This is a genomic window from Pseudoalteromonas sp. P1-13-1a (assembly GCF_001401875.1).
In the GTDB taxonomy this organism is placed as follows: Bacteria; Pseudomonadota; Gammaproteobacteria; order Enterobacterales; family Alteromonadaceae; genus Pseudoalteromonas.
Genome location: NZ_LKDV01000033.1, coordinates 13,463 through 38,517, shown reverse-complemented (window position 1 = coordinate 38,517; position 25,055 = coordinate 13,463). Strand labels below are relative to the sequence as shown.

Below are 25,055 nucleotides of genomic sequence, written 5' to 3'. Positions count from 1 at the left end.
AAGTGCACGTATTTACATAAGCAGCTGTATTTAAAACAACTTAACGTTATACTAAGCCCAGTTTTTTTACTGGGCTTTTTTATGAAACGTAAACGCATTTATATCGCATACACTGGCGGCACCATAGGGATGAAAAAATCGAGCCGAGGATACATTCCTGCTGAAGGTTTTTTAACAGAAACAGTGGTCAATAACGCAGAATTTAACCGTGAAGAAATGCCTCTTTTTGATATTCACGAATACTGCCCATTAATCGATTCCTCAGATATGTCACCGGCGCACTGGCAACTTATAGCTGATGACATTAAAAGCAAATACCACGATTACGATGGTTTTGTGGTACTGCATGGCACCGATACAATGGCTTATACAGCCTCAGCCCTGTCGTTCATGTTCGAAAACTTAACTAAACCCGTTATTGTTACAGGCTCGCAAATTCCTTTATCGCAATTACGCTCTGATGGCCAAGTTAACTTATTAAACGCCATGTTTTTAGCGGCTAATTACCCGATAGCTGAAGTAAGCTTATTTTTTAATAACCAATTATTTAGAGGTAACCGAGCCACTAAAGCTCATGCTGATGGCTTTAATGCGTTTGCATCGCCTAATCTAGAGCCTTTAGCGTTATCTGGTATAAATATTCAGCTAATTAAAGGTCAACTTAGTCCTTACGTAGAAAACGAACTACAGGTAACCACCATTACACCCCAGCCCATTGGTGTCCTTTATTTATACCCTGGCATTAGCAAAGACGTGGTTAAAAGTTTGGTGAATGATAATATAAAAGCACTGGTATTGCTTAGCTTTGGTGTAGGTAATGCCCCACAAGACCCTGACTTTTTAGACGTACTAAGTGAGGCAAGTAAACGCGGCATGGTTATTGTTAATTTAACGCAGTGTTTAAAAGGCCATGTAAATATGGGCGGCTATGCTACGGGTAACGCGCTATTAAATATTGGTGTAATAAGTGGCTACGACATGACACTAGAGGCGTGTTTAACAAAGCTGCATTATTTGTTTAGCCAAAACCTAGAAATTGAAACGATTCGCCATTTAATGCAAGACAATTTACGCGGTGAATTAAGCCGCTAATTTGTGTTACCAAAGCGCAAAAGGCACGCTAAACAGCGTGCCTTTATTATTTTATAAACGCGGTAATTATCTTACTTTTGCGTCTATGCTCACTAAATCGGTTAAGTGACACACTTCACCTGAGTGAGTTTTAATACCATGCTCACCAAAGTAATCACGCTGAGCTTGCACTAAGTGCCCATTACTTGGTGTAGTTAATGTTGCTAAATACGTTTGAGTGGATGCAAGTACAGGGAACGCTAAACCGGTCATGATTGCTTGCCCAGTTACTTTACGTAGCGCATTGGATTCGTTTTCAAGTGTATCAATGTATTCAACACCTTGAGCAACGCTATCTAAATAATCAGCACGAATAATACAACCAGCACGCCATGTTTGCAGAGTTTTAGACAAATCGACTTTCCACTGGTGAGTGCGAGACGCCCCTTTTATTAATGCTAAACCTTGGCGATACGCTAATAAACTCGCCAATGTGAATGCATCTTTTAGCTCTTCAAGGTCGACATCAACTTTGTTGGTCGCTTTAGCAGCATACGTCATCTCTTGCGCAGCGGTAGTGTCACATACATTGGTTAAGTGACGAGCTTGCACCGCAGCAACCAATGAAGGAACTGCAATACCTAATTCAAGTGCATTTTGTGCAGTCCAAAGGCCTGTGCCTTTTGCACCTACTTTGTTATCAATTAAATCAACCAGCGGTTTTTGCTTGGTATTTTCAAGAGACAAAATATGACTAGAAATAGCAAGTAAATAGCTGTTTAAGTGACCGGTAGACCAGTCATCAAAAATTTCAGCCACTTCTTTAGGTGAGCGACCGGTGCCAATACGCAGTAATTGATACACTTCTGCAATAAGCTGCATGATTGCATACTCAATGCCGTTATGAACCATTTTTACAAAGTGACCACTGGCTGATTGACCCACGCGGGCAAAACACGACTCGCCATTGTAACTAGCTGCTACTTTTTCAAACCACGGTTCAATTCGCTCCCAACCGCCTTCTGAACCACTTGCCATCATTGCAGGACCATGGCGTGCGCCTTCGGCACCGCCAGAAATACCCATGGTGGCAAATTCAAATTTGTTTTGATACTTAAGTTTACGGTTAATGCCGTCTTTGTAGTTACTGTTACCACAATCTACAATCATATCGTTACACTGTACGCCAGCTTCAACAAGCTCATTACATACAGCATCAACCAATTCGCCCGCAGGCACTAATAATAAAATAGAGCGAGGTGCTTCTAAACGCCTTACCATGTCTCCTAAATCAGAAACAATATGAAGTCTATCGGCCATGCCTTGCGATTTAGCACAACTTAATAACTCTTCACCCGCATGTGGATTTTTATCATATGCGACTAATGTTATGCCTTTTTCAATCATGTTTAAGGCAAGGTTTTTGCCCATAACGCCTAACCCGACTAATGCAACTTGCATTTAGTGTCCTCCTCGGTAACAACTATTTGGTTAGTAAACTCAGTAATTCATAAAATAATACCGCGTGCATTATACTCATACCGCCATAAAATGCGAACGTTGAGCTAATACAGCATGCTTTTTTATTACGCTAATAAAAAGCACTGCAATTGTATCAAATATAAGGGCTTGGCGGTTACAAATACTCTACGCATTTTAAATTTAAGATCATTGACCTATTTTGACACCGGTGTCATAATGATGACATATTCGTTTTGTATAAAATAGTGGCAATACTAACTAGTTTGCCTATAACTAAAAATGTTTGTACATAAGTTATAAGTATTTTGAAGTCACAAAATAACCGTCAACCTGCTTATACATCTAAGCACACAGGAGAATTTGATGCTAAGACGCACAAAAATAGTCGCTACACTTGGGCCTGCAACAGATCGAGATAACAACTTAGAAAAAATTATTCGCGCTGGCGCTAATGTAGTACGTTTAAACTTCTCACATGGTGTTGCACAAGATCACAAAGACCGTGCACAAGCTGTACGCGAGATAGCCACAAAATTAAGTAAACATGTAGCTATACTTGCAGACCTTCAAGGCCCTAAAATTCGTGTTTCAACGTTTAAAGAAGGTAAAGTAAACCTTGAAGTAGGCGCTAAGTTCACCTTAGATGCAAAAATGGAAAAAGGTGAAGGCGATGTTAACGCGGTCGGTATTGATTACAAAGAATTACCACAAGATGTAAGCCCTGGGGATTTGTTACTATTAAATGATGGTCTTATTCAACTCACTGTTGAACAAGTTGACGGTCACTTAGTGCACTGCTCAGTAACTGTAGGTGGCGTTTTATCAAATAATAAAGGTATTAACCGTTTAGGTGGTGGTTTAACAGCCCCTGCATTTACAGAAAAAGACAAAGAAGATTTAATCACAGCCGCTGAAATAGACGTTGATTACATTGCAGTATCATTCCCACGCAGTGGCGATGATATGCGTTACGTACGCTCTTTAGCTGAAGCGGCTGGCTCTAAAGCACAGTTACTTGCAAAAATTGAACGTGCTGAAGCCGTAGAAACACAAGAAGCAGTAGATGACATTGTATTAGCATCAGATGCTGTTATGGTTGCCCGTGGTGACTTAGGTGTTGAAATTGGCGATGCTGCACTGATGGGTAAACAAAAACTCATTATACGTCGTGCTCGTTCATTAAACCGTACTGTTGTAACCGCAACACAAATGATGGAATCGATGATCGATAACCCAATGCCAACACGCGCAGAGGTTATGGATGTAGCAAATGCCGTGCTTGATGGCACAGATGCAGTTATGCTTTCAGCAGAAACCGCTGCCGGTGATTACCCTGAAGAAACAGTAGCCACAATGGCCCGTGTTTGTTTAGGCGCAGAATCACAAAAAGAGACTCATGTATCTAAGCACCGTTTAGACAGCCGGTTTTCTAACAATGCAGAATCTATCGCGCTTTCGGCTATGTACGCTGCAAACCATTTAGATTCGGTAAAAGCAATTGTTACTTTAACGGAGTCAGGCAGCACCGCTAAACTTATGTCGCGTATCAGCTCTGGTTTACCTATTTACTCGCTGTCACGTCATGCTAGTACGCTAGGTCAAACTGCGCTTTATCGTGGTGTTTACCCTGTGTTTTTTGACTCGACTAAAACTGAAAAAGACGGCATGGTAAAAGCAGCCCTTGATACCCTTGTAGCACAAGGCTCTTTGAAATCAGGTGAGACAGTCATTATTACTCACGGCGACTCAATGGAAACTGTGGGCGCAACCAACACAATGAAAATTGTAACTGTTGCGTAGTTTCTGCCTTATATAAAAAATGCGAGCTAAGCTCGCATTTTTTATGTCTGTAAAATAGTAAACTAGCTGGCCAGCGCTGCTTTTACTTTATCGCGGTAGCTTCGGCTTACTTTAAGCTCTTGTCCGTTTTCAAGCACTAATAAATACTCGCCACTTACTTGTGTCACCAGCTTGCTTATTTGTTTAGTATTTACAATGGCACTGCGATGAACGCGAACAAACAAATGTGGATCGAGCTCTTGCTCAAGCTCTTTCATTGTTTTGCGCAATATATGTGTTTGCCCGTCTTGGCAATGTAAACACATATAATCGCCCGCGGCATCTACCCACTGAATTGTCGCAACCGGCACACGAATAATTTCTCCCTGCTCTTTAACAGCTAATGATTCTGGGTAACGTTTGTCGGTTAGGGTATCGCCGGTGGCCAATTTTTTAAGTATTTCTTCACAATTATTACCTGTAATACCGGCAACAAAACTCGCTAGTTTTTTCTTATGGGCGTTGTCTTGCTGTGTTTTTAAGTAACTATGCACTTTTTCTACCGCCTGTTTTAGTCTGTTATCGTCAACGGGTTTTAAAATGTAATCCAAAGCATGTATTTCAAAGGCCTTTACTGCAAATTGATCAAACGCAGTAACAAACACAATTGCGGGTAACGCTTTAGTGCTTTCGCTTAAGGCACGGGCAACTTCAAAGCCATTCATTCCTGGCATCTGTATATCTAAAAAAACTAAGTCTACTGGGTGCTCTTTACATGCTTCTATTGCATCAGAGCCAGAACTACACAGTTTAACTACTTCTATATCTGTATATTCTTCAAGTCTTACTGCTAAGCCCTTTCTTGCTAATGGTTCATCATCAACAATGATGGTTTTAATTTTAGTCATTTCTTCACAGCCTTCTCAAACGGTACTCGCAGATTAACTTTCAATCCACTTGGCGTATTATGTGATAATACAAACGAATAATTATTTTCATAGAGCGTTTTTAATCTGTCTTTGGTATTTGCTACCCCTACCCCTTGTGCATTTACAAGTTGTCCGTCTATTAGTTCGGTACCGGGGCCATTATCACCTACTTCAAGTAGTAGCTCGTTGGCAAAAACCTGTGCTTTTATGTCTATCACACCGCCTTGTGACATATGCGCAATAGCGTATTTAATTGCGTTTTCTATTATCGGTTGCAAAATTAAGCTCGGCACAAGGGCCTCTTTTGCTTGCTCGCTTACATCTATATTTACTTTTAAGCGTTCATCAAATCTGACCCGCTCTATTTCTAAATACAGCATTAGTGCGTGTAGCTCTTGCTCTAAAGGCACTTTTTTAATGGGGTCGGTATTTAGCGTATAACGCAAAAAGTCACTCAACCTTGCCACCATTAAGTTAGCATCTTTGTTTTCTTTTACCAAAACTAATGTAGAAATAGCATTAAGCGTATTAAATAAAAAATGCGGGTTAAGTTGATATCTGAGCATTTTTAATTGCGCTTCATGGGCCATTGTAGTGGCTTTAAGCGCTTTTTGTCGCTCACTTTGTAATAGCTGATAATACTTTATGCCAAAGTATAAGCCACTCCAACACAAAATTATGTAAACAGAATCTAAGCCATGCTGTAAATAGTAAAACCAATCTTCTGGACGGTAACCGTGGCGGTATATTTCCCACAAATTAAATTTTTGTACAATTGCCCACAACGTACCTGTAATGTACGAGGCACCAAATACAACCACCATTAATATCCACGGTGATGCATTCCAAGTTTTTCTGTAAATATAACGAAGTGGGACTGTCATTAAACAGCCTGCATAGGCATTTAATAATATAACGAACACATAAATGTCACGCATTTCAAATACTTTAGAGCCGATATAATTTACAAGCGCATAACCGATCCAGCCTGCAATTTGCAATAGCCAAAAAAAGCGTTGCCTGTTATCAACTAAAGATTGCCAATTCAAAATAAAATACAACTCCGTATAAGTTAGCCAATAAGTTAAATTTACGTTAGCTAATTTAACCACTGGTTTGGTTATTATATCGATTATTACAAAGTGTTAGCAGTACCAACTATCTTAATTTTTAAGAGGCTTACCGCAAAGTTAAGCCAATAAAAAAGCGAAAGGCTTTAACCTTTCGCTTTTAAAATGCCGATTCAATCAGCTCGTATATACAAAGCCAGCTTGTAAACTAGGCAAGCTTATCTGAGGCTACTTTATAAGTTGGATCTTCAATTACGTTAACCTCTACTAAATCACGTGCTTTGTGTAACAACTGCTTACAATCTTTACTTAAGTGGCGTAAGTGAAGCTGCTTACCTGCTTTTGTGTATTTATCAGCTAGGCTGTCTATGGCTTCTATAGCACTGTGATCGGCAACGCGACTGTGTTTAAACTCAATAATTACATCTTTAGGGTCACTTTTAACATCAAATAACTCAGAGAAGTTTTTCACAGAGCCGAAAAATAACGGGCCATGAAGCTCATACACTTTAGCACCTTGCTCGTCAATGTAGTTAGTTGTGTAAATATGTTTTGCATGTTGCCAAGCAAAAACTAAGGCAGAAACAATAACACCAACACACACAGCAATGGCTAAATCTGTTATTACAGTCACACCAGATACTAATACAATCACAAAGGCATCAGACAGTGGTACGCGCTTCATCATTTTAAAGCTTGCCCATTCAAACGTACCAAGCACAACCATAAACATAACACCGACAAGCGCTGCCAATGGGATCATTTCAATTAAACTTGATGCGAATATAATAAAAGCAAGTAGCATTAATGCTGCACTTATACCCGACAAGCGCGAGCGTCCGCCCGAATTAATGTTAATCATCGATTGCCCAATCATGGCACAGCCACCCATAGCGCCAAAAAAGCCACACGTTACATTGGCAGCACCTTGGCCAATACACTCTTTATTTGAGTGACCACGGGTTTCGGTAATTTCATCAATTAGGCTCAGCGTTAACAACGACTCAATTAAGCCTATAGCCGCTAAAATTAATGCATACGGAAAAATGATATAAAAAGTGTCTAAGGTAAATGGAACCATTGGTATATGAAACTCTGGCAAGCCGCCGGCAATAGTCGCCGATTCATTACCTGTCATCCCTTTTAGAAAATCAAGTACAGTGCGTGAGTCTAAATCAAGACCTATTACTAACGCGGTTACTGTTACAATAGCCACTAAAGAAGAAGGCACCGCAGTAGTTAGCTTAGGTAAAAAGTGAATGATAGCCATGGTTAACGCGACTAAGCCTAACATAATGTAAAGGGCTTCGCCCGTCATCCATTGCTGGCCGCCTGCGCCATCGGGTACTTTAAACTGGCCAAGTTGTGCTAAAAATATAACTATCGCTAATCCATTTACGAAGCCGAGCATAACAGGATGCGGAACCATACGAATAAACTTACCAAGCTTAAATACCCCCGCGAGTATTTGCAATATCCCCATCAAGAGCACTGTGGCAAATAAATACTCAACACCGTGATCGAGTACCAAACTTACCATTACAACCGCTAATGCACCGGTAGCGCCCGAAATCATACCAGGGCGGCCACCAAAAATAGCCGTAATTAAACCAACGATAAACGCGGCATAGAGACCAACTAAAGGTTCGACATTTGCTACAAAAGCAAACGCAACAGCTTCTGGAACGAGAGCAAGTGCTACAGTTAAGCCAGATAAAATATCGTTTTTAGCAGAGCTAGGCGCTTTGCTGAGTAAGTTAAACATTGAGTTCCTCAGGGGGTTATTTGGTTAGGATCGAAAAAGCGCTAAATGTTACCAAATTAGCGCTCATTTAACAATTCGCACACAGCGTTATTAGCTTTGTTAGTATAGCTTAACTTTGTGTTGTTTATTTTATAGAGGAAGAGATGTACTGCGTTTTACACATGTCATGGTTACGTTAGAGTGAACCTCTTGAACGTATTCTAAGCTGAGTAAATTGTCACGTACAAAGTGCTCATAGCCTTCTATACCTTGTGAGATTATACGCAGCATAAAGTCCATAGTACCGGCCATTGTGTAACATTCTGTCACTTCGTCATAGCTCATAATTAGCTTTTCAAACTCAGCTAAGTTTTTCTTGCCATGGTTTGATAAGCGCACATGTGCGTATACAAGCATGTCAAAACCAAGCTTTTTCTCATCTAAAAGCGCCACTTTACTTTTGATGTAGCCATCTTGTTCAAGCTTAGCAATGCGTCGCCAACAAGGTGATTGAGATAAGCCTACTTTGTCTGCAATTTCAGCAGTTGAAAGACTTGCGTCCTGTTGTAAAAGTGCCAAAATTTGGCGATCTACGTGATTTAGAGACATTTTATTTCTTATTTATCTAATAAACTGGTTAAATTATACAGCCAATTTAAAATTCCGTCTGCAATAATTTTGCATTTTCATGGATTTTAATTAACCAAATTGGCCACTTATAAATGGATTAGTGCGTTTTTCTTGGCCTACAGTCGAATCTTCACCATGGCCGGCTAAAATACGCGTGTTATCTTCAAGCGTTAAAATATGGCTTTTAATAGACTCAATCAGCTGCTCTGTGTTGCCTTTAGGGAAATCTGTACGCCCTATAGCCCCTTTAAAAATAACATCGCCAACAATAACGCATTGCTGATCAGGTTCATAAAACACAATGTGACCAGGTGTGTGCCCCGGGCAATGCTTAACACTAAAGCTAAGTTTGCCAAGCGTTAATACATCATTATGATTAAGCCAAATATCAGGGTAAAAGGCTTTAATAGCTGGAAATCCAAACATTTGTGCTTGCATAGGCAGGTTTTCAAACCAAAATGACTCATCTTTTTGTGGGCCAATAATTTGTACATTGTAATGTGCGCGTAATTCATCAGCTGCACCTACATGGTCTAAATGCCCATGCGTAAGCCAAATAGCGCTCAATACTAATTTGTGTTCATTAAGCGTGGCTATAATTTTTTGTGTGTCGCCACCTGGGTCAATTACTACTGCTTGCTTTGTTTCTGTACAGCTAATTATTCTGCAATTTTGAGAAAAAGGAGTCACGGGTATCGTAATAACGTGCATATTAAATTTCTTTATCTTTTTGATCGGGGATAACGGCTACTTGCTCATACGACATTAAAATTGGGTATTTTAAATACGCTTCATCATAAAATGGGGTATGTGAATATAACCAGTTCAAACGTGCATTGGCATCGTGCGCAAATGCTTTATCTTTAAGTTTTTTATCAAACTCAAGGGCAAGTTTTGGGTTGTCTTTAAGCATTTTCCGTGCGTATGGGATTAACGCGTAATTTTCCATATACTCTGTTCGTTGAAAAATCGTATTAAATTCACCCCACGCAAAAAATGAATCAGGAGCTTCTGGGTGTAATAAATGAACCGCTAATTCCCCAGCCTTTTGTTGCGTGTTTACTTGATACCAACCGTCTAAATCTACATTTATCGCAGGCACATAATCAAAACTTGCTGAGACTCTAAAACGCCCTTCAAACGGGGCTTTATCAAACGAATAATCCAATACTTTAGCAAGCTTTAATGGTTGTGTATTCGCGCCTTTAAGTTTATTTACAGACACCCCATGTAACTTAAGCTTTTCTATTATATCGCTATACACGGGCGGTACAAAAAACGCCTGTGGCACATCAACAACTCGTTCAACCTGTTTTTGCCAATAAATCGGTAAGTCAGTGTAGGTATAGGCTTTTCCCAAATATTTAACTTCAGTTTGCCCCGAAAGCGCACTTACACTTGAAGTATACTCTACCCCCTTAAACTCACTAATTGTGTCTGCTTGTTTTGCATAAGATCGTTTAACAATTAGTTTATCAGGTACAAATTCTTGTTCTTTTTTTACGGCGTTAGCAAGCTCATGGCTGTACTGAGAAAGTGCGTTTATCGCCCCATCTAAAAATACATAGGTTCCTAATACGCGTTGCTGATAAGGTTTTAAAGAATGGTTTTCAACTAAAATTGTTGGTAATGATTTTAAATCGCCCCACCCGTTTGAAAATCGCGGTGTAGCCACCCAACCTGCAAGGCCTTTTTTAAAGTCGCGTTTATCCATAACAAACACTAATGGCCCTGGTATATGTCCTTGCTTTTGTAATGTTGCGTCAATAACCGGCTTTATATACTGATCTAAAGCATCCGATATCGCGGGCGATTCACTGGCAAAAACGGGATTATAACCATAGGTAACATCGTATTGATAATCTGCGCCATCAGTAACATGCACATCAATATACAAGTTGGGGTTATAATCATTAATAACCTTTAAAACACTTCTTACCTCGGGTGTATCTAACTTAGTGTAATCGCGATTAAGGTTTAGATTATTTGCATTGGTTCTAAAGCCCATTTTTGCAGGGCCGCGCTGATTTATACGATTAAATGCACTGCTACGCTCATGGCCATCTACGTTTAAGATAGGAATAAAAAGTATGTTTACCTTTTTTAAAATATCACGGCGCTTACCTGTTGCAATATCGCGCAGCAACATAAACATAGCGTCTTTTCCATCTATCTCACCTGCATGAATACCGGCTTGGATAAGAATAGTTGGCTTAGTACTGTTAGCCATCTGCCCTGCTTCAAAGAACCCTTGCTCACTGGCAACCAACATTTTAATAGCTCGATTGCTATTACTGTACCCTATTGTTTGAGATTGAAACTGTGTGGGGTTTGCAGCAACTAACCTATCTACAAACGCCATTGTGTCGGCATAATTTGGCGAAGCTTTGCTCTGAGATAACTCAAAATCAGTAGTTAATGGGCCTTGTTGTTGTAATAACGAAACGCTATTACCTTGCCAAGGAATAAGAGGCGGTAAATGACTGTTATCTGCCACAATTGCAGATAAAAATAACAGACTTGCAAACATAGTTTTCTCTAACAAACGCTTTAATAAAACAAATTATACCAAGTAAACATAGCGATATTATAAAAGTGCGGTGATTCAACAAAAAAGAAAGCCCGCTGATACCCATGCACTTTATTAGATGATCTATTTTGAGGATGGAAATACATGGTGCTAGCGAAACAAAAAATTTTGCTATTTAATTGTTCTAAACGAGACTTTTTTAACGCAGATAGCGACACATTTAGCCCTCAAATCAATAAAGTACTATTGATGGGAGATATTATTAGGTGAGTTTTAAATTGTAGACACAAAAAAAGGAGCCTAAGGCTCCTCTTTAATACTTATTTAAAAAAGCTTAAGCTGCCGCTAGGCCTTCTTTTGCTTTTTCAACAAGCGCTGCAAATGCAACTTGGTCGTAAACAGCGATATCTGCAAGGATCTTACGATCGATTTCTACAGAAGTCTTTTTAAGACCATTGATAAAACGGCTGTAAGACAGACCATTTTGACGTGAAGCTGCATTGATACGTGCAATCCATAATTGACGGAAAGTACGTTTCTTAGCACGACGGTCACGGTAAGCGTATTGACCCGCTTTAGTAACTGCCTGGAAAGCTACGCGGTAAACACGTGAACGTGCTCCGTAGTAACCTTTAGCTTGCTTTAAAACTTTTTTGTGACGTGCACGTGCGACAACGCCGCGTTTAACTCTTGCCATTTCTAAAAACCCCTATTAAGCGAATGGTAACATACGTGAAACTAGACCATGGTCATTTTTATGAACCATCATCTTAGGACGTAGGTGTAACTTACGCTTAGAAGTTTTCTTAGTCAGAATGTGACGAAGATGCGCTTGTTTACGCTTGAAACCGCCAGAAGCAGTTTTCTTGAAACGCTTAGCAGCGCCTCTGTGACTTTTTAGCTTATAAGCCATTGCAATAACTCCAAATGTATTGCTTAAAAATTAGTAAGCAGGCGTGAGATATATTTCTATAGCTCCACTTTTAGGCCTAACTTACTGCCATATTCCGGTGAAAACCCAGCATAAATGCCGCAATTTTACTTTAAAACCGGTTAGCACAGGTGAATATTTACATATTACTTGGGTACCTGGGCTAAATTCGGTGCGCATTATCGCTTAAAAATTATTTTTTAGCAACAGGCGCCATCATCATAACCATTTGACGGCCTTCAACACGATTTGGGAAAGACTCAACTACTGCAAGTTCTTCTAAATCAGCCTTAACACGGTTTAATAATTCGATACCAATTTCTTGGTGAGCCATTTCGCGGCCACGGAAGCGGATAGTGATCTTAGCTTTATCGCCAGCTTCTAAGAACTTACGTAAGTTGCGCAGCTTAACCTGATAGTCACCTTCATCCGTACCAGGACGGAATTTGATTTCTTTAATCTGGATTTGCTTTTGCTTCTTCTTCTGCTCTTTTAGTTCTTTGCTCTTTTCAAAGATGAACTTACCGTAGTCCATAACCTTACAAACAGGCGGCTCAGCGTTTGGGCTAATCTCTACAAGATCAACACCCGCTGCATCAGCCATAGCTTGTGCGTCTTTTAATGACTGAATTCCAGCTTGTTCGCCTTCGATGTCGATTAAACGAACTTCTTGAGCTGTAATTTCTTCGTTAATACGATTTTTTTGAGCTGTTTGTTGCCCTTTCTTGCCGCCTCTAATGGTACGTTCCTCCAAGAATATCAATAATATAAGCGTGTAGTTGGCTGTTTGTGATTGCCCTACACGCTCGATTTTTACTGTCGATTTTTAATTTCTTCGCTAATTTTAGCTACAAAATCATCAACATTAAATTTGCCTAGGTCTTCACCTGTGCGGGTACGTACTGCTACTTCCTGTTGTTCAACTTCTTTATCGCCAACAACCAGTAAGTAAGGAATACGCTTAAGTGTATGTTCTCGGATTTTAAAGCCAATCTTCTCATTTCTCAAGTCAGCAGCGGCTCTAATTCCAAGTTTATTTAATTTTTGTACAATTTCGTGCACGTAATCTGCTTGTTTATCGGTAATGTTCATAATTACCACTTGCTTTGGCGCAAGCCACGTTGGGAATAAACCAGCGTATTCTTCAGTTAAAATACCGATAAAGCGCTCAATTGAGCCTAAAATAGCACGGTGTATCATAACTGGGGTACGTCGTTCGTTGTTTTCAGCTACATAAGTAGCGCCTAAACGACCCGGTAATGCAAAGTCGAGTTGCACTGTACCACATTGCCACGCTCTGTCTAAACAATCGTACAAAGTAAATTCAATTTTAGGTCCGTAAAAGGCACCTTCACCTGGTAGGTAATCAAATTCAATGTCGTTTGCTTTAAGTGCATCGGCTAATGCAACCTCTGCTTTGTCCCAAATTTCATCGTCGCCGATGCGTTTTTCAGGGCGCGTAGAAAGCTTCACTACAATTTTGTCAAAACCGAATGTCTCATAGGTATCATAAACCATCTTAATACACGCTGACACTTCGTCCATTACTTGCTCTTCTGTACAGAACACGTGAGCATCATCTTGTGTAAAGCCACGTACACGCATTAAGCCGTGTAAAGCACCTGATGGTTCGTTACGGTGACAACAACCAAACTCAGCCATACGCAGTGGTAAATCACGGTACGATTTTAAACCTTGGTTAAAAATTTGTACGTGACCTGGGCAGTTCATTGGTTTTATAGCGTATTCGCGTTTTTCAGACTCTGTGGTAAACATGGCGTCTGAATATTTTTCCCAGTGGCCTGATTTTTCCCACAAAGAGCGGTCCATCATCATTGGACCTTTAACTTCTTCGTAGCTGTATTCACGCAGTTTTTCACGAACAAACTCTTCAAGCTCGCGGTAAATGCTCCAACCATCGTTATGCCAAAATACCATACCTGGCGCTTCTTCTTGCCAGTGCCATAAATCTAGCGCTTTACCAATACGGCGGTGATCGCGTTTTTCAGCCTCTTCTAAACGTTTAAGATACGCTTTGAGTTGCTTTTTATCGCCCCACGCTGTGCCGTAAATACGCTGTAGCATTTTGTTTTCAGAGTCGCCACGCCAGTATGCACCAGCCACTTTCATTATTTTGAAGTTTTGGCAGAATTTCATGTTTGGTACGTGTGGACCACGACACATGTCTACGTACTCTTCGTGATGGTATAATCCTGGTCTGTCATCTTTTGCGATGTTTTCGTCCAAAATTTCCATTTTGTACGTTTCGCCACGCGCTTCAAACGTATCGCGTGCTTCTTGCCAGCTTACATTTTTTTTCACTACGTCGTAGTTTGTTTTTGCAAGTTGTAACATACGCTTTTCAATGGCGTCTAAGTCTTCTTGAGACAGAGAATGTTCCATATCAATATCGTAGTAAAAACCGTTATCGATAGTTGGACCAATAGCCATTTTAGCGTCTGGGAAAAGCTGCTTAACTGCGTGACCGATTAAGTGAGCACACGAGTGACGAATAATTTCTAAGCCGTCGTCATCTTTTGCGGTGATGATCTCAAGGCGCGAATCTTCGTTGATCATATCGCACGCATCAACACGCTCGCCATTAACGCGTCCAGCAATGGTTGCTTTAGCAAGACCAGGGCCAATATCGTTAGCTACATCAAGAGTACTTACAGGGTTTTCAAAACTACGCTGACTGCCGTCAGGAAGAGTAATAACTGGCATTATAAATCCTTACATACAGTGGTGACACCTACAATGTATCACGTGTATTTTTAAATAAATTAAATGAGAATGACTCGACAACGCTTTTACGAATAAGCATTGACTATTTTTCGCCACAAATGACTAATGTAGATGCTGAGTCTGCTCAACTACAAAAAAGATATTGTCGCGTGATAGAGTATCAATTACAAGTTTAAAGCACGCTCATTACTTGAAATTTTACCTAAAATAGTCATTTTTTTGTTTTTCGCTCGCTAATTTAAATTAAGGATGTGACAACTTGAGTTTATTGATTATTAAAATGCACACGCAAAGCCTCGCTCTCGCAATTTATTCGATGTTTGGTATAATACCTAACAATTAAGTTATATTAGAGAACAGCAATGAGAACATGTGGTGTAGAAATTACCGGTAGCGATGTACTACTTTGTATTTTAAGTAAAGATAACGACGTATTTGATATTCGCGATGTGCGCCAAACACGCTTTACCTTAGGTAATGGTAACGACACTGAAATAATGCGTAAATTTCAATTTGATTTTGCAAAACTAATGCAAGATTACCAAATTGATTCTGTTGCCATTCGTGAGCGCCAACCTAAAGGTAAATTTGCAGGCAGTGCAAAGGGCTTTAAAATGGAAACAGCGATTCAATTAATCGAAGAGTTAGATGTTCGCGTGTTCTCAACGACCGAAATTAAAGAGCAGCTCAAACGCAACCCAATTCCTATTGCGTTTGAAGACACGGGCCTTAAAAAGTACCAAGAAAACGCTTTTGTTAATGCCTATGTATACATTATGAAAAAAACCTACCGCAGTGATGAGCTATAAGCCTTTAAGCGACTAAAACAAATTATAAAAACGCCTTTTAGTGGCGTTTTTTTTATGTCTGCATAAAACCTAGCTTTTTATAGCCCTTCTATAAAACATTTTCATTTAACTTCTCTTAACGCTTAGTACATTAGTCTACCCCCTCTTTCTTTGTCGACAATTTGTGTTTATTTTAACTACAGCTCATAACAATTCGCTTAACTATTTTAATTTTCTACACAGCTATTAGAGGCTACGTAAAATAATACTGACTCATCATCACGAATTGATATAAGTAACTGACACACATTAATACGGAGAAGCACATGATTACACCATCGCGCTCGGTAAAAGAAGTAGAACAAATAAACACATTACCGCTCACAAAAAGCTATTTTAAAGGTGCGCAAAGTACGCCGCTTACGGATAAAACAATTGGCGAATACTTTGACTTTATTGTCGACAAACACCCTGATTCGCTCGCTGTCGTTGTTAGCCATCAAAATGTACGCTTAACGTACAGAGCGTTTCAAAAAGAAGTGAACCAACTTGCTATGGGGCTATTAGCCATAGGTATTAAGCCAGGAGATCGGGTCGGAATATGGTCACCCAATAACATTGAGTGGTGTTTAACCCAATTTGCGAGTGCCAAGATAGGTGCCATTATGGTGTGCATCAACCCAGCCTATCGCCCTAACGAACTTCAATTTGCATTAAACAGTGTTGAGTGCTCAACACTCATTACCGCTTCGCAATTTAAGGGCAGTAACTATATAGATATGTTAAATAGTATAGCGCCAGAACTTAAGCAGTGTGAAAATGGGAAGCTGTCATCTCACGCTTTACCTAGCCTTAAAAATATAATACGGATTGGTGATGAAATAAGCCCTGGCATGTTTTCTTTTTCTGATATTATGAATATGGCCACGCCAGCTCATAAGCTAGAGCTCAACGCTATTGCTGCAAATTTAAGTGCCGAACAGGACATAAACATTCAATTTACCTCCGGCACCACGGGCAACCCTAAAGGTGCGACACTCACGCATAAAAACATACTTAATAATGCACTTTTTGTTGCTGATGCTATGCATTTTACAGCACAAGATAAACTATGTATTCCTGTGCCGCTGTATCATTGTTTTGGTATGGTGCTTGGCAGTCTTTTGTGTGTAACTAAAGGCGCCGCAGCTATATATCCTAGCGATGCATTTGATGCAAAAACCACGCTTGATGTAGTACAGCAAGAAGGCTGCACGGCGCTGCACGGTGTACCTACTATGTTTATTAGCCAGCTAGAGCTGCCTAGTTTTACTAACTATAACCTTAGCACGTTGCGCACCGGTGTTATGGCAGGTTCTACGTGCCCTGAGCAAGTCATGCGTAAAGTACAAACACAAATGAATATGCATCAGGTTTTAATTGCGTATGGGCAAACAGAATGCAGCCCAATCAATAATATAACCGAAACCGACTCATCTATAGAGCGTCAAGTAACAACCGTTGGCCGCGCGCTAGCTCACACTGAAGTTAAAATTATTGACGAACTAGGTAATATTCAAAAAGTAGGAGTACCCGGTGAGGTTTGTAGTAAAGGAGCCGGTATAATGCGCTGCTATTGGAATGACGAAGAAAAAACACAAGCCACTATAGATGATGAAGGTTGGTTACACTCTGGTGATTTAGGGGTAATGGACAGCGAAGGATTTGTTACTATTGTTGGCCGCATTAAAGACATGATTATTCGAGGTGGCGAAAACGTCTACCCACGCGAAATTGAAGAGGTTCTTTACACTTATCCAGGTGTTCAAGATGCCGCTATATTTGGTATTAGTGATGAAAAGTATGGTGAAGAAGTGTGCGCGTGGATCCAACCAAAAGAAGATGCAGTTCTTGATGAGCAAGCAATACGTGCATTTTTAAAAGACAAACTCGCCTATTTTAAAATGCCCCGTTATATTCGCTTTGTAGAGAGTTACCCAATGACAGTAACAGGCAAACTGCAAAAGTTTAAAATGCGAGAGCAAATGCAGCAATTACTTACTGATAAGGTCTTTTCTTAGCCGCAAATATTAACTACAAAAAAGCTCAGCAATTGCTGAGCTTTTAGCGATAAATAATTTATTTATTCTGCGGGGCGGTATTGCTGCTGAACACCTGTTAAAAACAAACGCAAAATTTGGTCATTACACACACGGTAATGTTTGTTTTCTACTTTGCGAGAAAACGCACTCAGCTCATGCTTACTTAATTCAAAGTCAACCTGTGCAAGTGTTGCTATAACATCTTCTGCTTTCATGTTTAGCGCAATACGCAGTTTCATAAAAATAATATTATTGGTTAACTTAGCCTCTAGCACAGGCTGAGGGCCTTCACGCTTGCCACGCTTAGTATTAATAAAGCCATTTAAAAACGTAGCAAACTCAGTGTCTGACATTTTAACAAACCCTTGCTCGCCCTCTTTTGTTAACCATGCAACAACTTGCTCAATGGTAACTGTTGCCTCTGCGGCGGCAAAAATACTGACCATGGCAGTATCGGTTAAATTAAAGGTATAGCGAACACGGCGTAAAATATCGTTATTTGTCAAAGTAATTTCCTGAGTAGAGAGCGAGGCTAAATTAGGGCGCCCACGTTAAATGAGCGCGCAGTTTAGCAGCTTAAGGCACGCTGCCCTATTGATATTTACGCTATAAAAAGTTGTTAATTACCCAACACTTTTGCAGGGTCGACTCGCGTTGCTTGCCACGCGGGGTAAATAGTAGCAAGTACAGCTAAAATAAAGGTAACTATCACTGTTATACCTATATCACTGAGTACTAATTTACTGGGTAAAAATTCAATAAAATAAACGCCTTCGAGTGGGTTAGCATCGAATAAATGACTCACCCATGTAAACAGCTCACTTATATTAAGCGCAAGTACAACCCCGACTAATGTACCAAGTAGTACCCCAACAAAAGCTTGCGTTAAACCTTGCATGACAAATGTAGCTAAAATAGTACTGTCTTTAGCGCCCATGGTTTTTAAAATAGCTATGTTGCCTTGCTTTTCGCGTACTTCCATTACCAAGGATGACACAATATTAAAACTGGCTACCGCTATAATTAAAAATACCACTATATAAACAATGGTACGTACCATTTGTATATCTTGGTACAAGCTACCTTGCGTTCTAAACCAACTAGACACGTACACATAATCACTAATAGTTTGACCAACTCGCAGTGCAATTTGATGCGCCTCGAATACGTCATCAACACTTAACCTAAGCCCAGTTACTTGGCTATTATCGTAACCTAAAACGCTTTGTGCTTTTTTTAAATGAATAAACGCAGCGGTGCTATCTATTGGGCCACCCATTTCTATAATGCCCGCAAGTGTTAACGTTACGCGTTTAGGGGCTAATAGTGACTTGCCTTGCTCACTAATTTTAGGAATGAGTAAAGTAATAGTGTCGCCTATATTAGCGCCTAATTGCTTAACAATTTGCTGGCCTAAAATAACGTCATTCGTGCGCAGCTGACTAACCAGTGTGCCTTGGGTAAATTGGTTTATGGCCGATACATTTCCTTCATAGCTTGGTTCAACGCCGCGTATCTCTACCGCTTTTAGCTGGCTTTTAAATTGCGCCATACCATTTACCGCTATAAATGGCGCAGCACCAGTAACATGTGGCTGATGCTGTAGCCGTTCAACTTTTTCAGCCCAATTGGCAATTGGCCTGCTTGGCGCTACGTATTCAACTTGCGGTACCACACTTAATAAACGATGCACAAGTTGCTGCTCAAAGCCATTAATAACCGAAAGCGCAACAATTAACACCGCCACCCCTAATAAAATACCAACAGTAGAAGCTTTGGCAATAAAGCTTACAAATGCGTTTTTTTCGTCTTTATGCCCAGAATACGCTCTAAAACGTTCACTTAAAAATAAACTAAGCAACATGGTGCGACTCTTTAATGGCAAGTTTTCCATCATCTAAATACGCAATTTCACCTAGCTTGTCTGCTAGCTCTAAGTCGTGAGTAACCACTACAAAACTGGTATTTAGGCTTTTATTTAGCTCATTAATTAAATCGTAAATTTTAATCGCATTTTGCTTATCAAGATTACCAGTGGGTTCGTCGGCTAACACTAATGCAGGTTTAGTCACCAGCGCTCGGGCAATAGCAACACGCTGGCGCTCTCCACCCGATAGCGCCGAAGGTTTATGCTCACTACGATGCGCAAGACCTACTTTATCTAACATTTGCAAAGCTTGCTCTTTCGCCTCTTTTGCGTTGAGCCCTTTAATTAACAGCGGCATAGCCACGTTTTCAACCGCACTAAATTCCATTAATAAATGGTGAAATTGATAAATAAAGCCCAAGTTTTGATTTCTAAACGCCGCTTGATCTGTTCGCGATAATTTAGCAACCTCTTGATTTTTTATTTTAGCGCTGCCCGATGTAGCCGTATCAAGGGTGCCTAAAATATGCAGTAAGGTACTTTTCCCTGAGCCCGAGCTGCCCACTATAGCCAGCATATCTCCTTGGTTAAGTGATAGGTCTACCCCTTTTAATACTTCTACTTGGTTTTGGCCATCTTGATAAACTTTACTTAAGTTTTGACAGCTAATAACTAAATCATTCATAACGCAATACCTCTGCTGGTTTTACTTTTGCGGCTTTGCGCGCAGGATATAAAGTGGCTAAAAAGCTCATTGCAATACTGCTAAGCGCAATAATAACGAGGCTTAACACATCAAACTTTACCGGAAGCTCTGCACCTGCGAGTAGGTTTAGCCCTACAGCAGCGAGTAGTTCATTAATATATATGCTAAACAATACACCTAAAAATGCCCCTATCGCGGTGCCAATAACGCCGTTATACAAGCCCTGCACCATAAATACTTTTTGTATTTGTGAAGGCGTTAAACCTAAGGTCTGTAATATCGCCACTTCCCCTTGTTTTTCACTCACCATCATTGTCAATGCTGAGACAATATTAAATACAGCCACTAATACAATCAGCCCTAACAACATAGACATAATACGTTTTTCCATGGCAACCGCGGCAAATAACGTGCCTTGGCTACTGCGCCAGTCACTTACTTGATAATCGCGTAAAATAAGTTGGCTGTCCTTTGTAAATTGCGCTAATTCAAAGGGTTCATGTAACGACACACTTAAGTTAGGCGCGGTATTTTTGTTAAGCTTTAATACCCGCTGTAAAGATGCACCGCTGGTAAATGCAAGGCCCATATCTATTTCTGAGCCGGTTTCGTATATTGCGGCTATTTTAAATAAACGCTGACTAGGTACGCGTCCAAGTGGCGTGTATGTAGAGGCATTAGGCATAATTACGCGCAATTTTTCTCCCATACCAACACCAAGTTTACGGCTTAAATAACGGCTAATAGCTATGCTGTAGCTATCATTTAAAACGTTTTGCCAATTGCCCTGCACAACTTTATCGGTAATTTTATATAACGAGCCGTTATCGCCATACAAGCCTTGCAGTAATACGCCGTGTAAGTCTTTATTGGTTTGCAAAATGGCTTCGCCATGGCGGTATAGGCTTACGTGATCTACGTAACCTGAGCGCTCTAAATCGACTTTTAACGCATTCATTTGCGCGCGGGTGTGTTTATTAGCTTGTATTTCTACGTGAGGAATGAGCCCTAACATATTAGTTTTTAAACTGTTTTCAAAGCCATTCATTACACTGCTTACAGTGAATAAGGCCATTAGACCTATGGCTATTCCGGCAATAGAAAAAAATGAAATAAACGATATAAACGCATTTCCTTTAGAGGAGCGGCTATATCTGAGCCCTATAAATAAGCTAACCGGTTGAAACATATTATTTAAAACATTTATGCTAAAAGTGTGCGGCTATAGTAGCACGAACTAAGATGAATTGAATATGACCATAAATGTAAGAAATAATTTATAAATCTTACACTTGGCTATATTTTAAGCGCACTTTATTCAAGTCCAGCCACTAAATAATCGAGTAATACTCTTACGTTAGTGGCAACAAACTGACGCGGCGGGTAAATTCCCCACACACCTTCTTGTTCCGGCTGATAAGGGGTTAATACGGGCACAAGCTCGCCTGTTCGTAGCTCATTTTCAATATAATAATTAGGTAGCTGGACTATTCCTAAGCCTTTTTTTGCGCCATCAACTAACGCCCATCCACTATTGCAGCGCAAGCGCCCTGCAATTTTAATGTGTTTATCACGGCCGTTTTCGTTTACTCGCCAGTAACTACTGTTACCAATTAAACATTGATGTTGTGTTAGCTCACCTAGGGTATGAGGCTCACCTACACGGGATAAATAATCTGGGGAGGCACACATTATAAAGCGCCGAGCACTTAAACGCCGTGCTCTGTGGCTTGAATCTTTTAAATGCCCTAACCGTATGGCTAAATCAAACCCGCCTTCGAGTAGGTTTTCTTGCTCGTTAGAAAGTGTAGCAATAACTTCAACCTCAGGGTGTTCATGCATAAAATTGTGCACAATAGGCATAATAAAAGTTTCACCATACATAACCGGAGCTGTTAATTTAATTTTACCTTTAGGCGTTGTTTGCTGCGTTGCTAAACTTTGCGTTGCATCGTCCATAGCATGTTGTAATTGCTTAGTTTGATGTAAAAAGGCTTCACCCTCTTTGGTTAATACCACTTTTCGGGTGGTACGGGTGAGTAATTGGGTATTTAAACGCTGCTCCAACGCCGTTACATGGCGACTTATATGAGCAACCGACAACCCCAGTACATTAGCCGCTGCTGTAAAACTGCCCTCTTCACCCACGGCTATAAACTCGTCTATGCCATCCCAACGTGCCATTATTACCATACTGTAAAAGTGTTTTAATAAATCAGAGATTATCATTATTTGAGAAACAAATACAATAGAGCCATCACCCAAACACTTTGGGTCTACAATTGTTATTTAAAACCACTACAAAGGATAAGCACATGTCTGAATTTATAAAATCAAAAGCAGCTATTGCATGGGGTCCAAACCAACCCTTAAGCGTTGAAGAAGTTGATGTGATGATGCCTAAAAAAGGCGAAGTAATGGTAAAAATTACTGCAACAGGTGTTTGTCACACTGATGCATTTACTTTATCAGGTGAAGATCCGGAAGGTATCTTCCCAGCAATTTTAGGCCACGAAGGTGCAGGCGTTGTGTATGCAGTGGGCGAAGGCGTAACCAGTGTTGAAGTAGGCGATCACGTTATTCCTTTATACACTGCTGAATGTGGTGAATGTAAAATGTGTACTTCGGGCAAAACTAACCTATGTTCAGCAGTGCGCGAAACACAAGGTAAAGGCCTAATGCCAGATGGCACTACACGCTTTTTTAAAGACGGCCAACCAATTTATCACTACATGGGCACGTCTACTTTTTCTGAGTACACCGTACTGCCAGAAATTTCACTTGCAAAAGTAAATAAAGAAGCGTCGCTCGAAGAGATTTGTTTATTAGGCTGTGGTGTAACCACAGGCATGGGCGCGGTAACAAACACTGCAAACGTAAAACCAGGCGATACCGTGGCTATTTTTGGCTTAGGTGGCATTGGTTTATCGGCCATTATTGGTGCAAAAATGGCCGGCGCTGGTCGCATTATTGGTGTTGATATCAATACCAGCAAATTTGACCTTGCAACAAAACTTGGCGCAACCGATTTAATTAATCCAAAAGATTTCGACAAACCAATTCAAGAAGTAATTGTTGATATGACTGATGGCGGTGTTGATTATTCGTTTGAGTGTATTGGTAACGTTGATGTAATGCGCTCAGCACTTGAGTGTTGTCATAAAGGTTGGGGTGAGTCGGTTATTATTGGTGTGGCCGGTGCTGGCCAAGAAATTTCAACCCGACCTTTCCAGCTTGTAACAGGGCGTGTATGGCGTGGTAGCGCATTTGGTGGCGTTAAAGGCCGTTCGCAATTACCTGAAATTGTTGAGCGTTACATGGCAGGCGAATTTGCGCTTAACGACTTTATTACCCATACAATGAGCCTTGAAGAAATTAACGATGCGTTTGATTTAATGCACGAAGGTAAAAGTATTCGTACAGTAATTCACTACTAATACGCTATTGGTAACTTATGTATTAAAAAGCCGTATTACTTAATTGTTTGCGGCTTTTAAGGATTTTTATGTTAGAAAATATCTCAAGTACAAAAGTAGCAGGTGGTTGGCACAAACAATATACCCACACTGCAACCAGTACCCATTGCACAATGCGTTTTGCAGTATTTTTACCACCAGGCGCAAGCGAGACTAATAAAGTGCCAGTGCTTTATTGGCTATCGGGTTTAACCTGTACAGACGAAAACTTTATGCAAAAAGCCGGCGCATTTAAAAAAGCAGCTGAGCTGGGTATTGCTATTGTAGCGCCTGATACAAGCCCACGTGGTGATAGTGTTCCTGATGACGATAACTACGACTTTGGCCAAGGCGCGGGTTTTTACGTAAACGCAACGCAAGCACCGTTCAATACACATTTTAATATGTATGACTATGTAGTTGATGAACTACCTATGCTTATTGAGCAACACTTCCCGGTAACAAGCACTAAAGCTATTAGTGGTCACTCTATGGGCGGCCACGGCGCTTTAATGGTGGCACTTAAAAACCCTAAAGCGTATGTTAGCGCATCGGCCTTTAGCCCTATTGTTAATCCAATTGACTGCCCGTGGGGCGTGAAAGCATTTACGGGTTACTTAGGCACCGACAAAGCGCTTTGGGCTCAATACGATTCGTGCGAGTTGATGAAAAAAGCGCAGCAGGCTGATTTTCTCCCTATGCTTGTAACACAGGGCGATGCCGATGGGTTTTTAGAGGAGCAACTTAAGCCGCAAAACTTAGCGGCTGTTGCTAAAAATAAAGGCTATCCGCTTAGTATTGAAATGCAAGCAGGTTATGATCATAGTTACTTTTTTATAAGCAGCTTTATTGACCAACACTTATCATTTCATAGTCAGTTTTTAACTGCGTAATCTCATTAGTGTGTAGATCAGATTTCTCTACTTCTACACACTCTTTTAATACTTTACTCACTTGCCTGCAAACTTGTACCGTATTTCCCTCACCTTTTACTAAATTGATTAGCAATGAATCTATTTTCAATCCTAAATCGGTAAAACTGAACCCGTTTTTGTTTTTAGGTATAGGTTCGAGTAGATTTTTATAAGGCTCTGAACGAGCAGGACTATTACTATATTTATTATCACGTGCATTTAACTGTGCCTGTTCATCAATTATAACACCAGCGACTGTGCAGCCACTTAGATAAATAACACATAAAAATACAGTTAGCGTTCTCATGATGTATCCTGAACAAAAATATTACT

General features: G+C 40.3%; 23 protein-coding genes. 6 read left to right on the top strand and 17 right to left on the bottom strand.

All coding sequences use genetic code 11. The features are described 5' to 3' along the window. Positions 1 to 81 precede the first annotated feature (81 nt). Positions 82 to 1,092: an asparaginase gene (ansA, locus tag AN391_RS16740; protein ID WP_024034079.1), complete on the top strand. Its 1,011-nt coding sequence runs from the start codon at positions 82 to 84 to the stop codon at positions 1,090 to 1,092. A gap of 66 nt (positions 1,093 to 1,158) precedes the next feature. Here the strand turns inward: ansA and gndA are convergent, their stop codons facing one another. Continuing rightward, positions 1,159 to 2,532, bottom strand: a complete 1,374-nt coding sequence (gene gndA, locus AN391_RS16735) for an NADP-dependent phosphogluconate dehydrogenase (protein WP_055016456.1) — start codon at positions 2,530 to 2,532, stop codon at positions 1,159 to 1,161. Between the two features lie 384 nt (positions 2,533 to 2,916). On the opposite strand from gndA, the gene pyk reads away from it, so the two are divergent. Beyond that, positions 2,917 to 4,353, top strand: coding sequence for a pyruvate kinase (gene pyk / locus AN391_RS16730; protein WP_055016455.1), 1,437 nt, complete (start codon positions 2,917 to 2,919; stop codon positions 4,351 to 4,353). 62 nt (positions 4,354 to 4,415) lie between these two features. On the opposite strand, the gene AN391_RS16725 is transcribed toward pyk, so the two are convergent. The 10 genes from AN391_RS16725 to thrS all read right to left on the bottom strand — a co-directional run bounded on the left by AN391_RS16725 (position 4,416) and on the right by thrS (position 14,890). Then, complete coding sequence (locus tag AN391_RS16725; RefSeq protein ID WP_055016454.1) at positions 4,416 to 5,240, bottom strand: LytTR family DNA-binding domain-containing protein; 825 nt, start codon at positions 5,238 to 5,240, stop codon at positions 4,416 to 4,418. Continuing rightward, positions 5,237 to 6,310, bottom strand: coding sequence for a sensor histidine kinase (locus AN391_RS16720; protein ID WP_055016463.1), 1,074 nt, complete (start codon positions 6,308 to 6,310; stop codon positions 5,237 to 5,239). The genes AN391_RS16725 and AN391_RS16720 overlap by 4 nt, the downstream gene beginning before the upstream one ends. Before the next feature lie 229 nt (positions 6,311 to 6,539). Beyond that, positions 6,540 to 8,096: a SulP family inorganic anion transporter gene (locus AN391_RS16715; protein WP_055016453.1), complete on the bottom strand. Its 1,557-nt coding sequence runs from the start codon at positions 8,094 to 8,096 to the stop codon at positions 6,540 to 6,542. A gap of 129 nt (positions 8,097 to 8,225) precedes the next feature. Next, positions 8,226 to 8,684 (bottom strand): Lrp/AsnC family transcriptional regulator, encoded by a 459-nt coding sequence (locus AN391_RS16710; RefSeq protein WP_002960703.1) that lies wholly within the window; start codon positions 8,682 to 8,684, stop codon positions 8,226 to 8,228. Between the two features lie 90 nt (positions 8,685 to 8,774). After that, positions 8,775 to 9,416: an MBL fold metallo-hydrolase gene (locus AN391_RS16705; RefSeq protein WP_055016452.1), complete on the bottom strand. Its 642-nt coding sequence runs from the start codon at positions 9,414 to 9,416 to the stop codon at positions 8,775 to 8,777. A gap of 1 nt (position 9,417) precedes the next feature. Then, on the bottom strand, positions 9,418 to 11,235 hold the full coding sequence (locus AN391_RS16700; RefSeq protein ID WP_055016451.1) for a M14 family metallopeptidase: 1,818 nt from the start codon (positions 11,233 to 11,235) through the stop codon (positions 9,418 to 9,420). Positions 11,236 to 11,569: 334 nt separating this feature from the next. After that, positions 11,570 to 11,932 (bottom strand): 50S ribosomal protein L20, encoded by a 363-nt coding sequence (gene rplT, locus AN391_RS16695; RefSeq protein ID WP_004587841.1) that lies wholly within the window; start codon positions 11,930 to 11,932, stop codon positions 11,570 to 11,572. Between the two features lie 15 nt (positions 11,933 to 11,947). Beyond that, a complete protein-coding gene (rpmI, locus tag AN391_RS16690; protein WP_004587840.1) occupies positions 11,948 to 12,148 on the bottom strand; it encodes a 50S ribosomal protein L35 in 201 nt (66 codons plus the stop codon). A gap of 211 nt (positions 12,149 to 12,359) precedes the next feature. Next, positions 12,360 to 12,920 (bottom strand): translation initiation factor IF-3, encoded by a 561-nt coding sequence (infC, locus tag AN391_RS16685; protein WP_024034072.1) that lies wholly within the window; start codon positions 12,918 to 12,920, stop codon positions 12,360 to 12,362. 59 nt (positions 12,921 to 12,979) lie between these two features. Beyond that, positions 12,980 to 14,890, bottom strand: a complete 1,911-nt coding sequence (gene thrS, locus AN391_RS16680) for a threonine--tRNA ligase (RefSeq protein ID WP_004587838.1) — start codon at positions 14,888 to 14,890, stop codon at positions 12,980 to 12,982. Positions 14,891 to 15,273: 383 nt separating this feature from the next. Here thrS and AN391_RS16675 point away from each other — a divergent pair, with 383 nt between their 5' ends. Both AN391_RS16675 and AN391_RS16670 read left to right on the top strand, forming a co-directional pair. Beyond that, the gene (locus AN391_RS16675; protein ID WP_004587837.1) at positions 15,274 to 15,720 is read left to right on the top strand and encodes a DUF3010 family protein; all 447 of its coding nucleotides are present in this window, start codon (positions 15,274 to 15,276) and stop codon (positions 15,718 to 15,720) included. A gap of 305 nt (positions 15,721 to 16,025) precedes the next feature. Beyond that, on the top strand, positions 16,026 to 17,759 hold the full coding sequence (locus tag AN391_RS16670; protein ID WP_055016450.1) for an AMP-binding protein: 1,734 nt from the start codon (positions 16,026 to 16,028) through the stop codon (positions 17,757 to 17,759). Between the two features lie 62 nt (positions 17,760 to 17,821). On the opposite strand, the gene AN391_RS16665 is transcribed toward AN391_RS16670, so the two are convergent. The 5 genes from AN391_RS16665 to AN391_RS16645 form a co-directional block, all read right to left on the bottom strand. Then, on the bottom strand, positions 17,822 to 18,286 hold the full coding sequence (locus tag AN391_RS16665) for a DUF1456 family protein (protein ID WP_055016449.1): 465 nt from the start codon (positions 18,284 to 18,286) through the stop codon (positions 17,822 to 17,824). Positions 18,287 to 18,399: 113 nt separating this feature from the next. After that, on the bottom strand, positions 18,400 to 19,644 hold the full coding sequence (locus AN391_RS16660; protein ID WP_055016448.1) for a lipoprotein-releasing ABC transporter permease subunit: 1,245 nt from the start codon (positions 19,642 to 19,644) through the stop codon (positions 18,400 to 18,402). Then, on the bottom strand, positions 19,634 to 20,332 hold the full coding sequence (gene lolD, locus AN391_RS16655) for a lipoprotein-releasing ABC transporter ATP-binding protein LolD (protein ID WP_055016447.1): 699 nt from the start codon (positions 20,330 to 20,332) through the stop codon (positions 19,634 to 19,636). Before lolD ends, AN391_RS16660 begins: the two co-directional genes overlap by 11 nt. Then, a complete protein-coding gene (locus AN391_RS16650; protein WP_055016446.1) occupies positions 20,325 to 21,542 on the bottom strand; it encodes a lipoprotein-releasing ABC transporter permease subunit in 1,218 nt (405 codons plus the stop codon). Before AN391_RS16650 ends, lolD begins: the two co-directional genes overlap by 8 nt. A gap of 125 nt (positions 21,543 to 21,667) precedes the next feature. Further along, positions 21,668 to 22,537 carry a LysR family transcriptional regulator gene (locus AN391_RS16645; RefSeq protein ID WP_055016462.1) on the bottom strand — a complete coding sequence of 290 codons (870 nt, stop codon included), beginning with the start codon at positions 22,535 to 22,537 and terminating at the stop codon, positions 21,668 to 21,670. Positions 22,538 to 22,668: 131 nt separating this feature from the next. On the opposite strand from AN391_RS16645, the gene AN391_RS16640 reads away from it, so the two are divergent. Both AN391_RS16640 and fghA read left to right on the top strand, forming a co-directional pair. Further along, the gene (locus AN391_RS16640; protein ID WP_055016445.1) at positions 22,669 to 23,790 is read left to right on the top strand and encodes an S-(hydroxymethyl)glutathione dehydrogenase/class III alcohol dehydrogenase; all 1,122 of its coding nucleotides are present in this window, start codon (positions 22,669 to 22,671) and stop codon (positions 23,788 to 23,790) included. A 68-nt stretch (positions 23,791 to 23,858) separates the two neighbouring features. After that, entirely contained in the window at positions 23,859 to 24,701 is an 843-nt protein-coding gene (fghA, locus tag AN391_RS16635; RefSeq protein WP_055016444.1) for an S-formylglutathione hydrolase, read from the top strand. Here the strand turns inward: fghA and AN391_RS16630 are convergent. After that, on the bottom strand, positions 24,655 to 25,029 hold the full coding sequence (locus AN391_RS16630; RefSeq protein ID WP_055016443.1) for a hypothetical protein: 375 nt from the start codon (positions 25,027 to 25,029) through the stop codon (positions 24,655 to 24,657). The genes fghA and AN391_RS16630 overlap by 47 nt on opposite strands. Positions 25,030 to 25,055 lie beyond the last annotated feature (26 nt).